The following is a 19,030-nucleotide window of genomic DNA, read 5'->3' on the forward strand; positions in this document are numbered from 1 at the left end:
GAGGCGCTATCATATATAATATTACGGAATCGTTTTAACTTTAGGCCAAAACCCGGCTAAGAAATACAGGAGAGCGTGATAACTTTGAAGTACGATTTTACCGAGATCGAGAAAAAGTGGCAGACCAAGTGGAAGGACGAAAAGACCTTTGCCTGCCAGACTGGCGATACCACCAAGCCTAAGTTCTACGGCCTGGTTGAGTTCCCCTATCCCTCTGGCAACGGGCTGCATGTGGGACATGCCCGACCCTACACCGCCATGGACGTAATAGCCCGGAAAAAGCGGATGGACGGCTACAACGTGCTGTTCCCCATCGGCTTTGACGCCTTCGGCTTGCCGACTGAGAACTACGCCATTAAGAACCACATTCACCCCGCTAAGGTGACGAAGGACAATATCGCCAACTTCACCAAGCAGCTGCATATGTTGGGCTACTCCTTTGATTGGGACCGGGTGGTGGACACCACCGACCCCAGCTACTATAAGTGGACCCAGTGGATCTTTCTCCAGCTCTACAAGCACGGCCTGGCCTATAAAACCACTATGCCGGTAAACTGGTGCACCTCCTGCAAGTGCGTGCTGGCTAACGAGGAGGTGGTGGAAGGCGTCTGTGAGCGGTGCGGTTCGCCTGTCATCCGCAAGGAGAAGAGCCAGTGGATGCTGAAGATCACCGCCTACGCCCAGCGGCTCATCGATGACCTGGACGATCTGGACTTCATCGAGCGGGTGAAGATCCAGCAGAAGAACTGGATCGGCCGCTCCACCGGCGCCGAGGTTACCTTTAAGGCTACCACCGGGGACGACATCGTAGTGTATACCACCCGCCCGGATACCCTGTTTGGAGCCACCTACATGGTCCTCTCGCCGGAGCACGAGCTGGTGAAGAAGTGGATGCCCCTGCTGGCCAACGCCCAGGAGGTCCAGGACTATCAGAAGGCCGCCGCTTCCAAGTCCGACCTGGAGCGCACCGAGCTGAACAAGGAGAAGACTGGCGTCAAGCTGGACGGCGTGCGGGGCGTAAACCCGGTCAACGGCAGGGAGATCCCCATTTTCATCTCCGACTACGTCCTGGCCACCTACGGCACCGGCGCCATCATGGCCGTTCCTGCCCACGACGACCGGGACTGGGAGTTTGCCAAGAAGTTCGGCTGTGAGATCATCGAGGTGGTGTCCGGCGGCGAGGACGTGCAGAAGGCCGCCTTTACCGCCAAGGATGAGACCGGCATCTTGGTCAACTCCGACTTCCTCAACGGCCTGACTGTGAAGGACGCCATCCCTGTTATCACCAAGTGGCTGGAGGACAAGGGCATCGGCCATGCCCAGGTGAACTACAAGCTGCGGGACTGGGTGTTCTCCCGCCAGCGGTACTGGGGCGAGCCCATCCCCATGGTTTGGTGTGACAAGTGCGGCTGGCAGCCCATCCCCGAAGACCAGCTGCCTCTGCTCCTGCCCGAAGTGGAGAGCTATGAGCCTACCGACGACGGCGAAAGCCCCATCAGCAAGATGACCGACTGGGTGAACACTACCTGTCCCTGCTGCGGCGGCCCCGCCAAACGGGAGACCGACACCATGCCCCAGTGGGCGGGTTCCAGTTGGTACTTCCTGCGGTATATGGACCCCCACAACGATAAGGCATTAGCCTCCAAGGAGGCACTGGACTACTGGTCCCCGGTGGACTGGTACAACGGCGGTATGGAGCACACCACTCTCCACCTGCTGTACAGCCGCTTTTGGCACAAGTTCCTCTATGACATCGGCGTTGTGCCCACCAAGGAGCCCTATCAGAAGCGCACCTCCCACGGCATGATTTTGGGCGAGGGGGGCGAGAAAATGTCCAAGTCCCGGGGCAACGTGGTCAATCCCAACGACATCATTGATATGTACGGCGCTGACACCATGCGTACCTATATCATGTTCATCGGCGACTTCGAGAAGGCCGCCGCTTGGTCCGCCAATGCGGTGAAGGGGTGCAAGCGTTTCCTGGACCGGGTGTGGAACCTGGCTACCGAGCAGGAGCATGTGGGAGATGCGTATTCCCAGGCCAACGAGCTGGCGGTCCACAAGGCGATCAAGAAGGTGTCCGAGGACATCGAGGCCATGAAGTTCAATACCGCTATCGCGGCTCTCATGTCCCTGGTCAACGACTTTTACGCCAACGGTGCCAGCCGGGGCGACATGAAGGCACTGCTGCTGATGCTGTCCCCCTTCGCCCCACATATGTGCGAGGAGCTGTGGGAGATGGCGGGCTACGGGGGCCAGGTATGTCTCCAGCCATGGCCCGTGTATGACGAAAGCAAGACCGTCACCGCCACCGTTCAAATGGCCGTCCAGGTCAGCGGAAAGGTGAAGGCCAACATCGTAGTGTCCGCCGACGCCTCTGACGAGGACATTGTGGCGGCCGCCCTGGCTGAACCTAAGATTGTCAAGCTGGCCGAGGGTATGACTTTGGTAAAGAGTATTGTGGTCAAGGGCAAATTGGTTAGTCTGATTTTTAAGCCCCAGGCTTGACCATCCTGCTATGGTCAAAAGGTTTACAGCCCGTTCATAATTGGCCCTTGACATCTGGCCGTGGAACGAATATAATACTACTGTTAAAGCCATAAAAATGGCCCTTACGCGAGCAGGGGACGCCCCGCCGCGCCGGAGGGAGGGAAATATAAATGTCGGAAGTCCGTGTGAGAGAGAATGAATCTCTGGAGAGCGCCCTGAAGCGCTTTAAGCGTAGCTGCGCCAAGTCTGGCGTGCTGGCCGAGGTTCGTAAGCGCGAGCACTACGAGAGCCCCAGCGTCAAGCGCCGCAAGAAGTCTGAGGCCGCCCGTAAGAATCGCAAGAAGTTCTATTAAGCAGTTAAACCGCCGCAGTATTTACTGCGGCGGTTTTTATTGCAGCCCGAAAACTCCCGTCTGTGCCGGGGGAATCATGATTCAGAGCGGTGTGGGAATATGGAAGGGTATGTGACTCTCTCCATCTGACGTGGGACAGGACATCTGGACTAGGACAGACAAAAAAGTTGAAAAAAGTTTGAATTTTGCGTTGACAAACCAACGCCTTTCTGGTAAGATATCACTTGCGCTGAACAGGGACACTTGACCTGTAAGGCTTTTATTTGGGGGTATAGCTCAGCTGGGAGAGCGCTTGAATGGCATTCAAGAGGTCAGCGGTTCGATCCCGCTTATCTCCACCACTTACAACTCAATATTGGTAGACAAGCAGTTCTCCTATACGGGGGTATAGCTCAGCTGGGAGAGCGCTTGAATGGCATTCAAGAGGTCAGCGGTTCGATCCCGCTTATCTCCACCATCTCAAGGAGAGCTGCTTTCAAAAATCCGTTTCCGAAAGGAAATGGATTTTTGTTTTATAGGGAACTTTCCCCGACAAACAGTTCTGTTTCATTGGAACACCCGCTCCAGATGCCTACCAATGCGGCTCGATATTTCATCTGGGATCGTTGCCCGCTATTTCTACAAAAGCGTACAGTCAACACCTGCTTCCAAGAGCGGCCAATGAGGACTACAGATGGTCAGATAGAGGCTTAATTCGCCATATTCGTGCTGGCCGAGTTCGCTCTGTGCCTGCCTATATTCTCTGATTTTTACGGGAAAAGGCTTGACTTAAAAATTCTATCGTGTAAAGTAAGTGATGATCCTCTTTTGACTGTAAAAGTCTAGGGGTGGGGCAACTTTACATAGGGCCCCGATCCGATCTATGAAAGACACAGGAGGCATATAAAATGAACAGACCCGTTTTGGTGGTCATGGCCGCCGGTATGGGCAGCCGATACGGCGGCCTGAAGCAGGTGGATCCTGTTGGAAGCCATGGCCAGCTCATCATCGACTACTCCATCTATGATGCCCGGCGGGCAGGCTTTGAGACAGTTATTTTTGTGATCAAGCACGAAATCGAGGACACCTTTAAAACAGCCATCGGCAACCGGCTGTCCAGGGTCATCGATGTGAAATACGCCTATCAGCAGCTGGATGACATACCAAAGGGCTACTCTGTTCCGGAAGGCCGGATAAAGCCCTGGGGCACTGCCCACGCCATTCTGGCGGCACGCAACCTGATTGACGGCCCTTTCGCGGTGGTTAACGCCGATGACTACTACGGCCCAGAGGGCTTTCAGGCCATCTACGACTATCTGGAGCGCAATCCGGACCAGCCCGGCCGCTATGAATACGCCATGGTGGGCTACCGCTTGGGCAACACAGTCACGGAGCACGGCCATGTGGCCCGTGGGGTGTGTGAGGAGGACCAGGACAACTATCTGATCCGCGTTACGGAGCGCACCCATATCGAAAAAGAGGGGACAGACGCCCGCTTTACCGAGGATGGAGGACAGACCTGGACCCATCTGCCTGGAGACGCCATCGTGTCCATGAACCTCTGGGGCTTCAGCCAGAGCTTCCTTCGGGAGGCCGAGGCCCACTTCCCCGCCTTTCTAGACCGGGCACTGGCGGAGGAGCCCCAAAAGGGGGAGTATTTCTTGCCCAGTGTAGTTACCCAACTGCTGGAGGAGGGTAAAGCCAGGGTGAAGGTACTGCGCTCTGAGGACAGGTGGTATGGCGTGACCTACCAGGCGGATAAGCCGGCTGTGGTAGCTGCGGTCGCCAGGATGACGGCCGAGGGGCTTTACCCCGAGTCGCTGTGGGAAAGGTGAGCCGGGAAGGCCTTGCCAGATAGAGAAAGGAGGGATACTATGTTGATTCGATGGACTGAACTCTCCTACCCGGATCTGGGGGCTTATCGGGATCAGGCGGCAGTAATGATAAACTTCGCGTCTACAGAGCAGCACTCGCTCCATCTGCCCGTGGGGACAGACGCCTTTCTGGGGGCAGCTGTGACCGAACGGGCTGCGGAGCTGTGCCATAGACCGGTCCTGCTCCTGCCCCAAGTATGCTTTGGATACTCCCCGCACCACCGCTTTGCCCCCGGCTATGTGACAATGCCTCAGCATCTGCTGAAGGAGTATGCGGTTTCTATCTGTGAGAACGTGATAGCGAATGGTTTTTCCCAGATGTTCTTAGTGAACTCCCACGGGGGAAATCAGGTCTATCTGTCCGCCGCTGTCAATGAGATAGGTGAGAAGCACGGGACGGAGTTTCAGCTACGGGAACTGCAGTATTGGGATGTGGCGCGCGAGCGAATCAGCGCCATTCGGGAATCGGAGCTGGGGGGCATGGGCCATGCGGGCGAATTTGAGACGTCTATGATGATGTATCTTCGCCCTGACCTGGTCCAGGAGGAGAAAATCGTCCCCTGTGGACCTGTGGCCGAGCGCCCCTGGTTTCAAAAGGACCTCTTGGGCAGCAAGGCATATCAGAGATTCCATCGTTTTGATGAAGACAACCGAGAGGGGCATATTGGCCAGCCTCAGTTGGCTACAGCCCAGAAGGGCAAAGCCTTTTTTGAGTCAGTGACGGAGGAACTGGCCAGATTCCTGGACTATTTTGACTAGGAAGGAGAGGGAGACCCGATCCGAATTTTGGAAAACGGTTTCCGAACCTGAGATTTCAATCAAAAAGAAGAAAAAGCCGCCTATGCAGTGAGCGTAGGCGGCTTTCTAATCCTATCAATCTTCTGTGGAGAAGCAGAAGCGGGTGATATGGTCATAGTGCTCTCCGGCCCGCAAAATGGCGGAGGGAAAGGCGGGCTGGTTGGGGGAGTCGGGGAAAAACTGGGTCTCCAGACAAAAGGCGTGACGGGGGGCGTACACCGCCCCCTCTTTCCCACGGCGGCCCGCTTCCAGGAAATTAGCGGTGTAGAACTGGAGACCCGGCAGGGTGGTATCCACTTGGAGGGCGATGCCGCTGGCCGCCGAACGGGCCCAGGCAGCGGGGCGGAGCAGCCCGAAAGGTCCATCCACCACATAGTTATGGTCATAGCCACTGCCCCACTCCAACTGCTGGAAGGGGTCCTCAATGTGGGCTCCAATGGGGGTAGGGGAGCGTAGGTCCATCGGGGTGCCCTCCACCGGCTGAATAGAGCCAAAGGGGATACTGGTCTGGTCAGCGGGAGTATAGGACCCGGCGTAGAGTCGGATCTCCTGGTTCAATACCGGGCCAGAGCCCTGGCCATCCAGGTTGAAATAGCTGTGGTTGGTCAGATTACAGGGGGTGTCTTGGTCACTGCAGGCCTGATAGTGGATGGATAGGGTAGAGCGGTCCAGTTGGTAGGTGACCCGGACTTCCAGAGAACCGGGATAGCCCTCCTCGCCGTCCGGGCTGGACAGGGACAGAACCGCACGGCTTCCGGTCAGCTCCTCCACAGTCCATACCTTATAGGAGAAACCCTGGAGACCACCATGCAGGTGGTTGGGGCCATTGTTGACTGCCAGGGTATATTCCCGGCCATTCAGGGAAAACCTGCCTCCAGCGATGCGGTTGGCAAAGCGGCCCACGACCGCCCCCAGATAGCCGTCCTGGTCCTGATACTCCTTGAGAGTCTCGTACCCCAGGACCACGTCCACAGGCCTTCCGGTCCGGTCCGGTACCCAGAGGGCACGTAAGGCGGCGCCAAAGGTAATGATCTGACAGGACAGAGTGCCGTTGTCCAGCGTGAGCAACTCCACCGGCTGTCCGTGGTGGGTGGTGCCAAAGGGCTGACGGCTGGCAGTGGTCATAGATAGGCCCCCTTTTGATACTGTGACCTTTATAGGTTAGATGTGACACCAGTGTAGCAGAGTTTTAGGAAAAAGGCAAAGAAAAGGGGCTGTGAGTCTTGATAAAATTTTCCGAATGTGCTATTTTATTTTTAGTAAAATTTTGTGGAGGACTGCTATGGCGACCCTGAAAGAACTTGCCGACCGGACGGGCTATTCTCCGGCTACCATCTCCCGGATCCTGTCGGGGGACCCCTCCTTGTCCGTTACAGCTGAGGCCAGGAGAAAGGTGCTGGAGGAGGCGGGACGGCTAAACTACACCGCGACCCGAAGCCGCCGGGGAAGGAGCCCGAAGGGGTTGCTCCGGGTTGGAGTGGCGGAGATGCTCACCCCGGTCCAGCAGCTGGACGACCCTTATTACCTCTATCTTAGTAATTTCCTCCGCCAGAATTGCCTGGATAGGAAATATACCTGCATTCCGTTGGAGAGCAGGGGAGAGGGATTTTTGGCTCCGGAGGAGAAACTGGACGGTGTTGTGGCCATCGGCCTGTTTACCCCAGCACAGATCGACTCTCTGGCGGCCCTGTCCCCCAATCTGGTTTTTTTGGACTCATCTCCCTTTGAGAGCCGGTTTGATTCGGTAGTGCTGGGCTATGAGCTAGGGATATCCCTGGCCCTGGACCACCTGACTGAGCTGGGCCACACTAGGATCGGCTTTATCGGACCGGTATATAAATTGGATGACCGCCGCCAGCGGGCGCTGGAGGTCCGTCGCCAGCTGTTTGAGAGGCAGGCAGAACAGAGAGGGCTGCTGGATCTGGGCCTGATGCTGGACTGCCCCATGGAGGCCCAGGCCGCCGCCAGGGCGGTGGGGGAGCTTTTATCCTCTGGAGCGGCCCTCCCTACCGCTTTCTTGTGCGCCAACGAGGAGGGCGCTGTGGGCGCCCTCCTGGCTTTGCGGGAGGCAGGTCTGTCTGTTCCAGGCGACCTGTCGGTTGTGTCCTTCAATGATACGCCCCGTTCTGCCCTTGTGGACCCGCCCCTCACCTCTGTGTCCACCCATGTAGAGGAGATGGCACGAGCGGCCCTGCGCCTGCTGGGGGAGAGGGCGTCCATCGGAGGGCGGGAGCCCATCCGCACCCTGCCGCTGAAGCTGGTTGTGCCGCCCACTCTAACTGTGCGGGAGAGCACCGGACCAGTCAGACGACTGTGAAAACCACTAGAAAAAGGCCCTTATTTCTGTATACTGTTCCAAAGTTTTTTAATGGAAAAAATTGTGGTTGAATTTTTAGTAAAAATTTAATATACTTGACCTATCAAAAAAGAGAATGAGGTGACCTCTCGATGAACAGCTGTGCCAAGCTGCTCCAAGAACTGACCGCCGGCACCCACGACGAGGTGCTGGCCGCCCTCTACGCCCTGGATGGGACACAGGCAAGTCTGGACAGGGCCCAGGAACGGGCCGCCCAGGTGGTCCGTTCCTTTGCGGAGATTTTTACCCCTGAGGAACATGCTTCGGTGGCTCTGTTCAGCGGCCCCGGCCGCACCGAGATCGGCGGCAACCATACCGACCACCAGCACGGCCATGTGCTGTGCGGCAGTGTGGACTTGGATATGTTGGCCTGTGCCGCCCCCAACGGGAAGGAGGTCATCCGTATTCACTCCCAGGGCTATCCCACCCTGGAGGTGGAGTTGAGCAGCCTGCTGCCCAGGGAGCGGGAACGGAATACCTCCGCGGCCCTGGTCCGAGGGGTGGCTGCCAAGGCTGCGGAGTTGGGTTACCCGCTGTCCGGCTTTGACGCCTATGTGACCTCAAATGTGCTGTCCGGATCTGGACTGTCCTCCTCCGCCGCCTATGAGGTGCTGGTGGGCAATATCCTGAACCACTTTTGCTGCGGTGGGGCGCTGGACCCCATTCAGATCGCCAAGATTGGCCAGTACGCGGAGAACGTGTATTTTGGCAAGCCCTGCGGCCTGATGGACCAGATGGGCTCCTCGGTGGGCGGGGCCGTGGCCATCGACTTTGCCGATCCGTCCGCTCCGTTAGTCAAGAAGGTGAAATATGACTTTACCCGGTCCGGCCACGCCCTGTGCATCGTGGACACCGGCTCCAGTCATGGCGACCTGACCGATGACTACGCTGACATTACGCGGGAGATGGGCGCCGTGGCGGCCCACTTCAACAAGCGGTTCCTGCGGGATGTTCCTGAGGCCGACTTCCGCGCCGCCATCCCCTCCCTGCGGGTCCGCTGTGGAGACCGGGCAGTCCTCCGGGCCATCCATTACTACGAGGATGACCGTAGGGCAGTCCAGGAGGGCGAGGCCCTGGAGCGGGGAGATTTCGCCAGGTTCCTGGAGCTGGTCAACGCCTCCGGCCTCTCCTCGGCAGTCCATCTGCAGAATACCTGGTCTATATCAGATCCGAGTCAGCAGGCCATCCCTCTGGCCCTGGCCGCCGGTCAAGAACTGCTGGAGGGCACTGGAGCCATCCGGGTCCATGGCGGTGGTTTTGCCGGCACCATCCAGGCCTTCGTCCCCAACGACAGGCTGGAGGCCTTCCGGTCCGGTATGGAGGCCCTGCTGGGCCGCGGCAAGTGTCACATCCTCCACATCCGTCCCCAGGGCGGAACTGTGGTGATTGGTTGAATTTAAGAAAGGCAGGTCTTTATATTATGGCGATTTTAGTACTGGGTGGAGCTGGCTATATCGGCTCCCACACTGTGTATGAGCTGATCGACGCTGGCCGGGACGTGGTGGTGGCGGACAACCTGCTCACCGGCTTCCGGGCCGCCGTACACCCCAAGGCCCGGTTCTATGAGCTGGACATCCGGGACCGGAAGGCCGTGGACGCTCTTTTTGAGAAGGAGACCATTGAGGGAGTTATTCACTTCGCCGCCTCCTCCCAGGTTGGGGAGTCCATGGTGGACCCGCTGAAGTATTATGACAACAACCTCTGGGGCACCACCGTCCTGCTCCAGTCCATGGTGGCCCATGGGGTGGATAAGATCGTCTTTTCCTCCACCGCCGCCACCTATGGTGAGCCGGAGCGGGTGCCCATCCTGGAGAGCGACCGGACCGAACCCACCAACTGCTACGGTGAGACCAAGCTGGCCATGGAGCGCATGATGTCCTGGACCAGCCGGGCCCACGGCCTGAGGTATGTGGCCCTGCGGTACTTCAACGCCTGCGGTGCCCATCCCTCCGGAGCCATCGGCGAAGCCCACGACCCTGAGACACACCTCATCCCCCTGATTCTCCAGGTGCCCAACGGGGAGCGGGAGAAGATTTCTGTCTTTGGCGATGACTACCCCACCCGGGACGGGACCTGCGTACGGGACTATATCCATGTCACTGATCTTGCCCAGGCACATATCCTGGCGCTGGATTATCTGCTGGCCGGTGGAGAGAACAACGTGTTCAACCTGGGAAACGGAGTGGGCTTTACCGTCAAGGAGGTCATCGATGTGACCCGTAAAGTGACCGGCCACCCCATCCCAGCCGAGATTTGCCCCCGGCGGGCGGGCGACCCGGCCCAGCTTGTGGCGTCTTCGGAGAAGGCCAAGACTGTCCTGGGCTGGAAGCCCCAGTACGCGGAGCTGGACACCATCGTGTCCTCCGCCTGGACTTGGCATAAAAATCATCCCAACGGCTATCAGGGCTGAGGAGCACCACAGAAAATAGAGTATGAGGTGAGGAACATGATCGACGCCGCTGTTTCCAAACTGGCTGTCTATGCCCTGCGCACTGGGCTGATCGAAGAGAGCGAGTACCTCTGGGCGGTAAACACGATTTTGGATACGCTCAAGCTGGACAGCTACACCGACCCTGGACAGGAGTGGGGAGAAATCGAGCTGGCTCCCGTGCTGGAGGAGCTGCTGGACGACGCATACGCCAGGGGCGTACTGACAGAGAACTCTGTTGTCTACCGGGATCTGTTTGACACTGAGCTTATGGGGCGGCTCACCCCCCGGCCTGCTCAGGTCATCAGCAAGTTCCAGGCGCTGTACCGTGAGGCTCCCCAAAAGGCCACTGACTGGTATTACGAGCTGAGTCAGGACACCAACTATATCCGGCGGGACCGCATCGCGAAGGATATGCAGTGGAAGACGGACACAGAATACGGCCAGCTGGACATCACCATTAACCTGTCCAAGCCGGAGAAGGATCCAAAGGCCATCGCGGCTGCCCGGGATCTACCCGCTTCCAACTATCCCCGCTGTCAGCTATGCGCCGAAAACGAGGGCTATGCTGGCCGGGTGAACCATCCGGCCCGGCAGAACCACCGCATCATTCCCATCACCATTAATGATTCTCCTTGGTTTTTGCAGTACTCCCCCTATGTGTACTACAATGAGCACTGCATCTGCCTGAACAGCGTCCACACACCCATGAAGATCGATAGGGCCTGCTTTGGAAAGCTGCTGGACTTCGTCCGGCAGTTCCCCCACTACTTCGTGGGCTCCAACGCCGACCTGCCCATTGTGGGCGGCTCTATCCTGGCGCATGACCACTTCCAGGGTGGGCGCTATACCTTTGCTATGGAGAAGGCACCCGTGGAAACGCCCTTCGCCTTCCCGGGTTTTGAGGATGTGAAGGCCGGCATCGTCAAATGGCCCATGTCCGTGGTTCGTCTTGCCTGTCAGGACAGCGGACGTCTGGTGGAGCTGGCGGACAGGATACTCACAGCTTGGCGGGGATATACCGACGAGGCGGCCGCTATTTTGGCCGAGACGGAGGGTGTTCCCCACAATACGATTACGCCTATCGCCAGGATGCGGGACGGGAAATATGAGCTGGATCTGGTGCTGCGGAACAATCTGACTACAGAGGAACATCCCCTGGGGCTGTATCACCCCCACGCCGAGCTTCACCACATCAAGAAGGAGAATATCGGCCTGATCGAGGTAATGGGGCTGGCAGTCCTTCCCGCCCGGCTGAAGGAGGAGCTTGCGGCCGTAGCCGACAGCTTGGTCTCCGGCTCGGATCTGCGGGCCAGCGCGCTGACAGAAAAGCACGCGGATTGGGCGGAGAGATTCCAGACAAAATATACTATCACACGGGAAAATGCTCTGGACATTGTCCAGAGGGAGACCGGACTGGTCTTTGCCCAGGTACTGGAGCATGCCGGAGTGTATAAGCGGTCCAACGAGGGCAGAGAGGCTTTCTTAAGATTCCTGAAGACCATCTGAACAAATGAATCGATATGGGCCCACAGCAGAGATAGCTGTGGGCCCTGTTTTTATTTTTAGATATCCTGGCGCCCAAGCTGCTATATCTCTAATTTGCACTTCACTCCTGTTCACAATTTTGAAACTTAAAGCCTCCTAAATGGAAATTATTGGTGTTTAAAAGAAAATCTAACTTAAAATCCATTGACAAATTTATAAAAAATGGCTATTATAGACATATACATGAAATATGTTCTGATATTGTGAATTTTCAAAGGACAGGAGGAGCTGTTATGCTGGTAAGAGGAAAATATGTCCTTACGGATGGAGCAAACGGCAAATCTGTATTTCAAGAGGATGCCGCTGTCCTAATTTGTCAGGATACGATTCGGGAGATTGGCCCTTATGAAGACCTGCACCGGAGGTATCCTCAGGAGGATGTAGCTGGGGACGGCACCCAGATCCTCATGCCGGGTCTGATTGACGCCCATACCCATGGCGCCGGCCTGTCCTATGTACAGAGGGGCGTCACGCTGGACTACCTGGAGAACGCCCTTTTGAAATTTGCCACAGCCTTTCAGCTCCAGCCTGAAACCACGGCTATGCTCAACGCGGTGCGTCATATCCAAAATGGCTGCACAACCCTGCACCATAACGAGAGTGGGGCGGCGCTGGACCCTCATCTGAAAGAGACGTGTGCCAGAAAGATAGAAGGGTATCAAACGACTGGTATCCGACTGGGTTTTTCCCCCGGTGTGCGAAATAAGAACGTGCTAGCCTACGACGACCGGGAATTTCTAAAGACACTGCCGCCCGACCTGCGGCAAGAGGCCGAGCCCATGGTATATATCGATCAGGAGCGGGCGGTCGATGAGTATATGGAGGCCTTTGAGGATCTATATTCGAAGTATAATAGCGCAAAGACCCGGATCTTTTTTGGGCCAAATTGGGTCCAGGGGTCTACGGATGAGTTCTTAAGGCGTGTAAAGGAGCGGGCAGACCAGCTTCATAAGATACCCATCCACCTCCACTGTTTGCAGACCCCGGTCCAAAAGGCCTTTGGCCTGCGCAAATATGGAAAATCACTGGTAGGGCATCTAGATGATCTGGGACTGGTGGACTCCAACCTGGTGCTGGGCCACGCTGTCTACCTGAGTGAAGAGGATATTGCTCTGTTGGCGGAAAAAGACGCCTTTGTCACCCACCACGCCAGCTGTAATTTGATCATGCGGGATGGAATCGCGCCGGTCTATTATATGCTGAAGGCCGGGATGAATGTGGCCATGGGGATGGATGAGAAGGGGATCAACGATGACGAAGACCCCTTCATGGAGATGAGGATGATCTATTTCCTCCACCGACACGCTGGTATTTCCCTCACAGAGTGTCCGGCATTGAGCCCTTATGAGGTCCTGCGGCTGGCCACGGTGAACGGGGCTAGGCCCACTGGCTTTGCCGGAGAGATCGGGGCCCTGCGTCCAGGTATGAAGGCCGATATGATTCTTGTGAATACTCAGGAGATTCTGAATGCGCCCTGTATGCTGCCTGGCTTCGATATGGGAGAGGTAGTGCTGCGCCGCGGACTGGGGCGCTATACGGATACGGTGATCGTAGGCGGAGAGAAGATTATGGAGCACCGCAAGCTGCTGAAGATTGATCTGGAGGCCCTCTATCAGGAGGTGCGGGAGCAGGTGAGCCATGGACGCACTCAGGCCCAGTTGGACCGGGAGGCCTTTTTGGAGCGTATTAGGCCCTATTACCAGGCTTGGTACAACAGCTGGCTGGAGAATGTGGAGCTAGATCCATTTTATCACTTCAACAGCCGGAATTGACTGCTACGAGGAAACGATCCTGTGTTTAGGAGGAACCGGTAAAACAACCGCAAAACAAGTCAGGGGCCCCTGACTTGTGCTCTATTCATAATAGAGCACAATATCCTGCGACATTTGTCATGATACAGCAGGACAAGACATATTTATCATCAAGATATATTTGGAACAATGACGGAACGCCTATGGGTCCCAGAGTGGATTATGCCGTCAACTTAAAGAAATGTGTTTCAATATTGTGTAAATTGAATTGGAAAGGTGAAAGCGATGAGAGTGTTGATCATCAATCCAAATAGCGACCAGGAAACGGCAGATGTGTTATCCAAAACGGCACAGTCGTTTTTGGAGGACCGGGGAGAGTTCGACGTGGTGTCCATGAGAACAGCCCCCAAATTGGTGGTCACCTATGAGGACCAGGCGGCCTCTGCCATGGAACTGATCGCCACGGTACGGGCGGGGAGAGAGCGATATGATGCCTTTATCCTGGCCTGCCATGCCGACCCAAATCTGGACCTGGTACGGGAAGTAGCCGGTGGCAAGCCCGTCTTTGGCATTGCCGAAGCATCGATGAGGATGGCGGCTATGCTGCATGGCGGATATGCGGTGATTACTCCGTCTGAGAAGATCATTCCCAAAAAATTCGCCCTCGCCCGAAAATACCACTGTGAAGAAGAACTGAGGACTGTGGTGGTCAGCGGAGGGAACGAGAAGGAGCACCTGCTGGATGCAGGGAGAAAAGCTCTGCAGGTCCCAGGAGTTAACGCCATCGTGCTGGGCTGTGCCAATTATAGCGGCCTGGACAGCGCCCTGGAGCAAGAGCTGAATGTACCAGTTTTTGACGGTCTGATATGGGCCCTGATCCTTGCGGATGGAGCGGTTCATAACAAGGAGTATCAGAGAAAGACTCTGGGATAGGCCGAGTGGGGCAGCTCGTTTGGAGAGGAGGGCATAGAGTTCAAAGGAATGAGCACCCCGGTTTGCTTGAGAAAGGAGGACATAAGATAACGCAAAAGCCCATTTCCCGGTATTTTAGCCTGTAATCAGTATCAAACAGAAAGGATGAAGAAACATGGGAGTTTCTGGAAGCTGCATATTCCTCTGGGCTGTTTATCTCTTTTTTGGGATTTTCCCCTTGGTCTATGTTTCCATAAAGGATAAGAAAGGGGGTAAGAAGGGATGAATAACAACACGATTTACTTAGCGGTCACAGTTGCGTTCATGATTGGCTTGGCCATCATTGGTATCATGATCTCCAGAGGTGTAAAAAGCTCCGAGGACTGGATGGTAGCTGGTAAGTCCCTTGGTAAGATCCCCATGGCCGGCACTTATTTTGCCACCATTGTTTCGGCCACCTCCATTATGTCCTATATGGGCTATTATTACTTGAATGGTTGGCCCGGCTGGTGGAATGCCGCCGGAACCCTGATGACCTCCTTCCTGGCCTGTATTTACTTTGCCAGAAAGGTCCGTCAGAGTGAATGCAATACTCTGCCTGAGTTTATTGAGAAGCGGTACAGCCGGGCCTTTTCTATTCCGGCCTCCCTGCTGGTCGTGCTGTGTTGTACTGCCCTGTTGGCCAATCAGGTCACTGGCGCTGTCATCCTGCTCCAGTCCTTTGTTGATTGGAGCACCATTACCTGCTGCGTTATTCTGCTGCTGGTCTTTATCGTCTTTACCTGTATCGGCGGTATGAAGGCTGTGGCTTGGACGGATACGGTCTGCGCGCTGGTCATCATCGTGGGCGTGTGGATCATCGCGGGAGAATTCCTGTTCCGTGTGGGCGGCTTTACCGCCATGAACGAGGGCATTGCTGCCGTTGACCCGGAGTTTGTCCAGGGCTTCAGTGTCTCTATCCCGCCCATGACCGCCCTGTCTTGGGTCATTACCTGGGGTATCTGCAACTTTGGCGCTCCCCAGTTCGTGGCTCGCTTCATGTCGGCTGAGTCTCCTGAGGTTGCCTCCAAGTCCCAGGGCATCACCGGCATCGGCCTGCTGCTGTTCTATGTGCCTCTGGCTATCATCGGTCTGTGCGGCATCCTGATCCATCCCGGCATTGAGAAGCAGGACGCGGTGTTCACCACCCTGATTATGTCCGAGGTGACTCCTCTGATGGGCGCTGTGATGTTGGCTGCTGTGGTCGCCGCCATCATTTCTACCGCTGACTCTCTGTTGCTGCTAGTAGCTACCACCTTTACCCACGACTTCTACTGCAAGGTTAAGAGCAACGTGACGGATAAGGAGGAGCTGCTGGTGTCCCGTGTGTCCACCATCGTGTTCGGTGTGGGCAGCGTGGTATTGACCTTCTTCATCAATGATACCATCCAGACCTTCCAGGCGAAGGCCGTTACCCTGATGGGTTCCGCCCTGGCAGTCACCACTATGGTGGGCGTCGCCTATAAGAAGGCGAACAAGATCAGCGCCATGATCGCCGCGGTTTGTGGCTTTGTCACCGCAGTTATCTGGTACGCGCTGAACCAGCCCTTTGGCATCATGCCCGCTCTGCCGGCTTGCGCCGTCTGCTTCGTGGTCATCATGGTCGCCTCCTGGATTACGCCTGCCAGCGCAAATGATACAGCCGACAAGGAAGTAATGGAGAACCTGTTTGGCAAACAGTAATTTTTGAAATCAGACACCGGGATATCTCCAGAGATATCCCGGTGCTGAGAGAAACCATCTTAGGGGAACTGGACCTGGGATGAAGGATATATGTTAGACGAGGTGACAGTGATCATGAGTCGGTTAAACGATATGCTCCAGGAGATCGGGGGGATCGGCCGGAATGAGGACGGTTCTATCACGAGGCTTGGCGCGTCAGAGGGGTATTTCCAGGCCCTGGAGCAGGTCAAAATGAGGATGGAGGCCCTGGGGATGAAAGCGGAGCAGGATCCGGTTGGAAATCTGCATGGCATCCTCCCTGGCACTGACCCGGAGGCCAAGTCCATTGTACTCGGATCTCATCTGGATACGGTGATCAAGGGCGGCGTCTTTGACGGTATGCTGGGCGTTACTGGCGCGCTGGAGGTGGTTTACCGCTTGAAGGAGCAGGGCCGGGCATTGAAGCATCCGCTGGAGATCTGGGGCTTTAACCTGGAGGAATCCAGCCCTCTGGGGGGCACTTTTGGAAGCCGCTGTGTGGCTGGTATGGTGGATGCGGAGGCTCCCGGCTATGCTGAACGGCTGGCCAAGTATGGAATGAAACCGGAAAATGTCCGAGCTGCCAAAAAGGACTTGGATAAATATGGGTGTTATTTGGAGTACCACATTGAGCAGGGTGACAAGCTGGACAGCGCCGGGCTGGATATTGGCGTCGTGAGCGGGATCGTCAGCGTTGTCCGCTATGAGGTGACCGCCCACGGGATCAGTAACCATGCCGGCACGACGATGATGCCCAGCCGCAAGGATGCGCTGGTAGGGATGTCCAAGCTCATTGTGGGGGCCGATGCCCGCGCCAGAGAGCTGGATGATACCCTGGTGTTCACCGTAGGAAAGCTCTCTGTTGCCCCAGGGCAGGAGAATGTTATTCCCAACGAGGTAGTCGCAACCTTTGAGATGCGGCACATGGACAAGGCGGTCACAGATCAGTTCTATGCAGATATCCAGGCGATGGCCAAGGAGATATCCAACTGTGAGTTTACTTTTGTGAACACTGTGGCAAAGTACTCCACTCCCTGTGACCCGGCCCTGATTGATACGATAGACCATGTTTGTACCCGCTTGAATATCAGCCATATCATCATGCCCAGCGGCGCCGGCCATGACGCAAATCCCATGGCGCACGAAGGGGTCCCCATTGGGATGGTGTTCGTGCCCAGTGTAAAGGGGATTAGCCACCATGGAGACGAATGGACGGATCCGAAGCACATCGATCTGGGCGCGGACGTCCTGTATGAAACCGTGTTAGCTCTGGATAAAACAGATCTTTGAGAAATTGGAAAGGAAGGATAACTATGCTGGATCTTTTGGTCAAAAATGGCCTCACCTATGTAGATGGAGTATTCAAAAAGTGCGACGTAGGTGTCAAGGATGGTAAGATTGCCTGTGTGGCTGAGTGCGGCATCCTGGGTGAGGCGAAGCGCGTCATTGAAGCGGAGGGGAAGTATGTGATCCCCGGTGGCATTGACACCCATGTTCACATCCGCAGCCCAGGACATGATGACCGGGAGGACTTTTACACCGGCACCATGAGCGCGGCACAGGGCGGCTGCACCACCATCCTGGAGCACCCCATTTCCACGCCTCCTCAGTACAACAAGGAAATCCTGGATAACCGCAAGAATATCGCCCGAGACAAATGTGTGGTGGACTACGCCTTTTACGGCGCGGCTGGCGGAGAGTTCCCCGAGGAGATCACCGAGATCGCCAAGGAGGGCATCGTGGCCTATAAATCCTTCCTCCACCAGGCGCCTGAGGGCCGTGAGAAAGAATTCGTGGGCCTGACGATGGCCAACGACGCTGAGATTCTGGTGGGTATGCGTGAAATCGCAAAGACCGGACTCATGATGGCCTCCCATGCGGAGAATAATGACCTGATTACCTATAACATCGCCAAGATGCGGGCCGAAGGGCACACCAAGCCTCTTGACCACTGTAAGTCCCGTCCTCCCATCACGGAGTATTCCACCGTAGCAAAGCTCATCATGTTTGCCAAGGAGACAGGATGCACGCTGGAGCTGGCCCATATGTCCACAGTGGAGTCCATGGAGCTGGCCAGAAAGGCTCGCTTTGAGGGACAGAAGGTCTTTGTGGAGACCTGCCCCCACTACCTGCTGTTGGATGAGACCGCGTTGGAGAAGTATGGTCCCTTTGCCCGCTGCAACCCCCCGCTGCGTCCCAAGGAGACCGTGGAGAAGCTGTGGGACTATGTAAACGATGGCACCATCGACTTTATTGGCAGTGACCACGGCCCCTTCCTGCTCTCGGAGAAAGAGCAGGGGAACGAGGACATCTTTAAGGCATTCTGCGGTGCCCCCGGCGTGGACCTGCGTCTGCCGCTGATGCTGGATGCCGCCGCCCGTGGAAAGACCACCATCGAGCGTGTGGTGGAGCTGCTGTGCGTCAATCCCGCTCGGTGCTTTAATATCTATCCCCAGAAGGGGACCATTAGTGCCGGCGCGGATGCTGACTTGGTGGTATTTGACATGAACGACACTACCGTGGTGGACCGGAACAAGAGTTACAGCAAAGCCCGTGAGACCGCCCGCATCTTTGACGGCTGGGAGTTGGGCTGCAAGCTGAACTATACGGTGGTGCGGGGCCGCGTTCTGATGGAGGACGGCGTCGTGGATCCAGATTGCGCCGGATACGGTCAGTTGGTTACTCCCCAGAAATAACTTATTCTCTCTTTCCTGCTCAAAGAGCCCCCGGCTACTGCTCGGGGGCTCTCTGCATCCTGCCGGTTCATGTTGAAATCCGGAGAGAAACAGGATATAATCCAA

Annotated in this window: 14 protein-coding genes and 2 tRNA genes; 15 read left to right on the top strand and 1 reads right to left on the bottom strand. The window is 56.2% G+C overall.

All coding sequences use genetic code 11. The annotated features are described in order from the left end of the window. Positions 1-84: 84 nt before the first annotated feature. The 6 genes from leuS (at position 85) to H8S11_RS02340 (ending at position 5,455) form a co-directional block, all read left to right on the top strand. Positions 85-2,508: a leucine--tRNA ligase gene (leuS, locus tag H8S11_RS02315; RefSeq protein WP_186852040.1), complete on the top strand. Its 2,424-nt coding sequence runs from the start codon at positions 85-87 to the stop codon at positions 2,506-2,508. A 152-nt stretch (positions 2,509-2,660) separates the two neighbouring features. Next, complete coding sequence (rpsU, locus tag H8S11_RS02320) at positions 2,661-2,843, top strand: 30S ribosomal protein S21 (RefSeq protein WP_023348912.1); 183 nt, start codon at positions 2,661-2,663, stop codon at positions 2,841-2,843. Between the two features lie 265 nt (positions 2,844-3,108). Beyond that, positions 3,109-3,184, top strand: a tRNA-Ala gene (locus tag H8S11_RS02325). 40 nt (positions 3,185-3,224) lie between these two features. Further along, positions 3,225-3,300 (top strand) — tRNA-Ala (locus tag H8S11_RS02330). Positions 3,301-3,730: 430 nt separating this feature from the next. Then, on the top strand, positions 3,731-4,657 hold the full coding sequence (locus tag H8S11_RS02335) for a nucleotidyltransferase family protein (protein WP_186852041.1): 927 nt from the start codon (positions 3,731-3,733) through the stop codon (positions 4,655-4,657). A 39-nt stretch (positions 4,658-4,696) separates the two neighbouring features. Further along, the gene (locus H8S11_RS02340) at positions 4,697-5,455 is read left to right on the top strand and encodes a creatininase family protein (RefSeq protein ID WP_186852042.1); all 759 of its coding nucleotides are present in this window, start codon (positions 4,697-4,699) and stop codon (positions 5,453-5,455) included. Positions 5,456-5,569: 114 nt separating this feature from the next. On the opposite strand, the gene H8S11_RS02345 is transcribed toward H8S11_RS02340, so the two are convergent. Next, positions 5,570-6,619, bottom strand: coding sequence for an aldose epimerase family protein (locus H8S11_RS02345; RefSeq protein WP_186852043.1), 1,050 nt, complete (start codon positions 6,617-6,619; stop codon positions 5,570-5,572). Positions 6,620-6,776: 157 nt separating this feature from the next. Between H8S11_RS02345 and H8S11_RS02350 the strand changes: the two genes are divergently transcribed. The 9 genes from H8S11_RS02350 to allB all read left to right on the top strand — a co-directional run bounded on the left by H8S11_RS02350 (position 6,777) and on the right by allB (position 18,925). Next, on the top strand, positions 6,777-7,811 hold the full coding sequence (locus H8S11_RS02350; RefSeq protein ID WP_186852044.1) for a LacI family DNA-binding transcriptional regulator: 1,035 nt from the start codon (positions 6,777-6,779) through the stop codon (positions 7,809-7,811). A 131-nt stretch (positions 7,812-7,942) separates the two neighbouring features. Beyond that, positions 7,943-9,244: a galactokinase gene (locus tag H8S11_RS02355; RefSeq protein WP_186852045.1), complete on the top strand. Its 1,302-nt coding sequence runs from the start codon at positions 7,943-7,945 to the stop codon at positions 9,242-9,244. Positions 9,245-9,270: 26 nt separating this feature from the next. Beyond that, the gene (gene galE / locus H8S11_RS02360; protein ID WP_186852046.1) at positions 9,271-10,260 is read left to right on the top strand and encodes a UDP-glucose 4-epimerase GalE; all 990 of its coding nucleotides are present in this window, start codon (positions 9,271-9,273) and stop codon (positions 10,258-10,260) included. 36 nt (positions 10,261-10,296) lie between these two features. Then, positions 10,297-11,787, top strand: coding sequence for a UDP-glucose--hexose-1-phosphate uridylyltransferase (gene galT, locus H8S11_RS02365; RefSeq protein WP_186852047.1), 1,491 nt, complete (start codon positions 10,297-10,299; stop codon positions 11,785-11,787). Between the two features lie 272 nt (positions 11,788-12,059). Beyond that, complete coding sequence (locus H8S11_RS02370; RefSeq protein ID WP_147572098.1) at positions 12,060-13,598, top strand: amidohydrolase family protein; 1,539 nt, start codon at positions 12,060-12,062, stop codon at positions 13,596-13,598. Between the two features lie 264 nt (positions 13,599-13,862). Further along, positions 13,863-14,510, top strand: a complete 648-nt coding sequence (locus tag H8S11_RS02375) for an aspartate/glutamate racemase family protein (protein WP_243200915.1) — start codon at positions 13,863-13,865, stop codon at positions 14,508-14,510. Positions 14,511-14,771: 261 nt separating this feature from the next. Beyond that, positions 14,772-16,211 (top strand): sodium:solute symporter family protein, encoded by a 1,440-nt coding sequence (locus H8S11_RS02380; protein ID WP_147572100.1) that lies wholly within the window; start codon positions 14,772-14,774, stop codon positions 16,209-16,211. Positions 16,212-16,325: 114 nt separating this feature from the next. After that, positions 16,326-17,519: a Zn-dependent hydrolase gene (locus H8S11_RS02385; protein WP_186852049.1), complete on the top strand. Its 1,194-nt coding sequence runs from the start codon at positions 16,326-16,328 to the stop codon at positions 17,517-17,519. Positions 17,520-17,542: 23 nt separating this feature from the next. Beyond that, positions 17,543-18,925, top strand: coding sequence for an allantoinase AllB (allB, locus tag H8S11_RS02390; protein WP_207721878.1), 1,383 nt, complete (start codon positions 17,543-17,545; stop codon positions 18,923-18,925). Positions 18,926-19,030: the final 105 nt, after the last annotated feature.

The sequence above is a fragment of the Flintibacter hominis genome (assembly GCF_014287965.1).
Taxonomy (GTDB): domain Bacteria; phylum Bacillota; class Clostridia; order Oscillospirales; family Oscillospiraceae; genus Lawsonibacter; species Lawsonibacter aceti.

Coding starts and splice junctions, on each gene's coding strand:
- H8S11_RS02335 (WP_186852041.1), top strand. CDS start 3,731: ATGAACAGACCCGTTTTGGTGGTCATGGCCGCCGGTATGGGCAGCCGA.
- H8S11_RS02375 (WP_243200915.1), top strand. CDS start 13,863: ATGAGAGTGTTGATCATCAATCCAAATAGCGACCAGGAAACGGCAGAT.
- rpsU (WP_023348912.1), top strand. CDS start 2,661: ATGTCGGAAGTCCGTGTGAGAGAGAATGAATCTCTGGAGAGCGCCCTG.
- H8S11_RS02370 (WP_147572098.1), top strand. CDS start 12,060: ATGCTGGTAAGAGGAAAATATGTCCTTACGGATGGAGCAAACGGCAAA.
- galT (WP_186852047.1), top strand. CDS start 10,297: ATGATCGACGCCGCTGTTTCCAAACTGGCTGTCTATGCCCTGCGCACT.
- H8S11_RS02340 (WP_186852042.1), top strand. CDS start 4,697: ATGTTGATTCGATGGACTGAACTCTCCTACCCGGATCTGGGGGCTTAT.
- H8S11_RS02350 (WP_186852044.1), top strand. CDS start 6,777: ATGGCGACCCTGAAAGAACTTGCCGACCGGACGGGCTATTCTCCGGCT.
- H8S11_RS02385 (WP_186852049.1), top strand. CDS start 16,326: ATGAGTCGGTTAAACGATATGCTCCAGGAGATCGGGGGGATCGGCCGG.
- galE (WP_186852046.1), top strand. CDS start 9,271: ATGGCGATTTTAGTACTGGGTGGAGCTGGCTATATCGGCTCCCACACT.
- H8S11_RS02345 (WP_186852043.1), bottom strand. CDS start 6,619: ATGACCACTGCCAGCCGTCAGCCCTTTGGCACCACCCACCACGGACAG.
- H8S11_RS02380 (WP_147572100.1), top strand. CDS start 14,772: ATGAATAACAACACGATTTACTTAGCGGTCACAGTTGCGTTCATGATT.
- allB (WP_207721878.1), top strand. CDS start 17,543: ATGCTGGATCTTTTGGTCAAAAATGGCCTCACCTATGTAGATGGAGTA.
- H8S11_RS02355 (WP_186852045.1), top strand. CDS start 7,943: ATGAACAGCTGTGCCAAGCTGCTCCAAGAACTGACCGCCGGCACCCAC.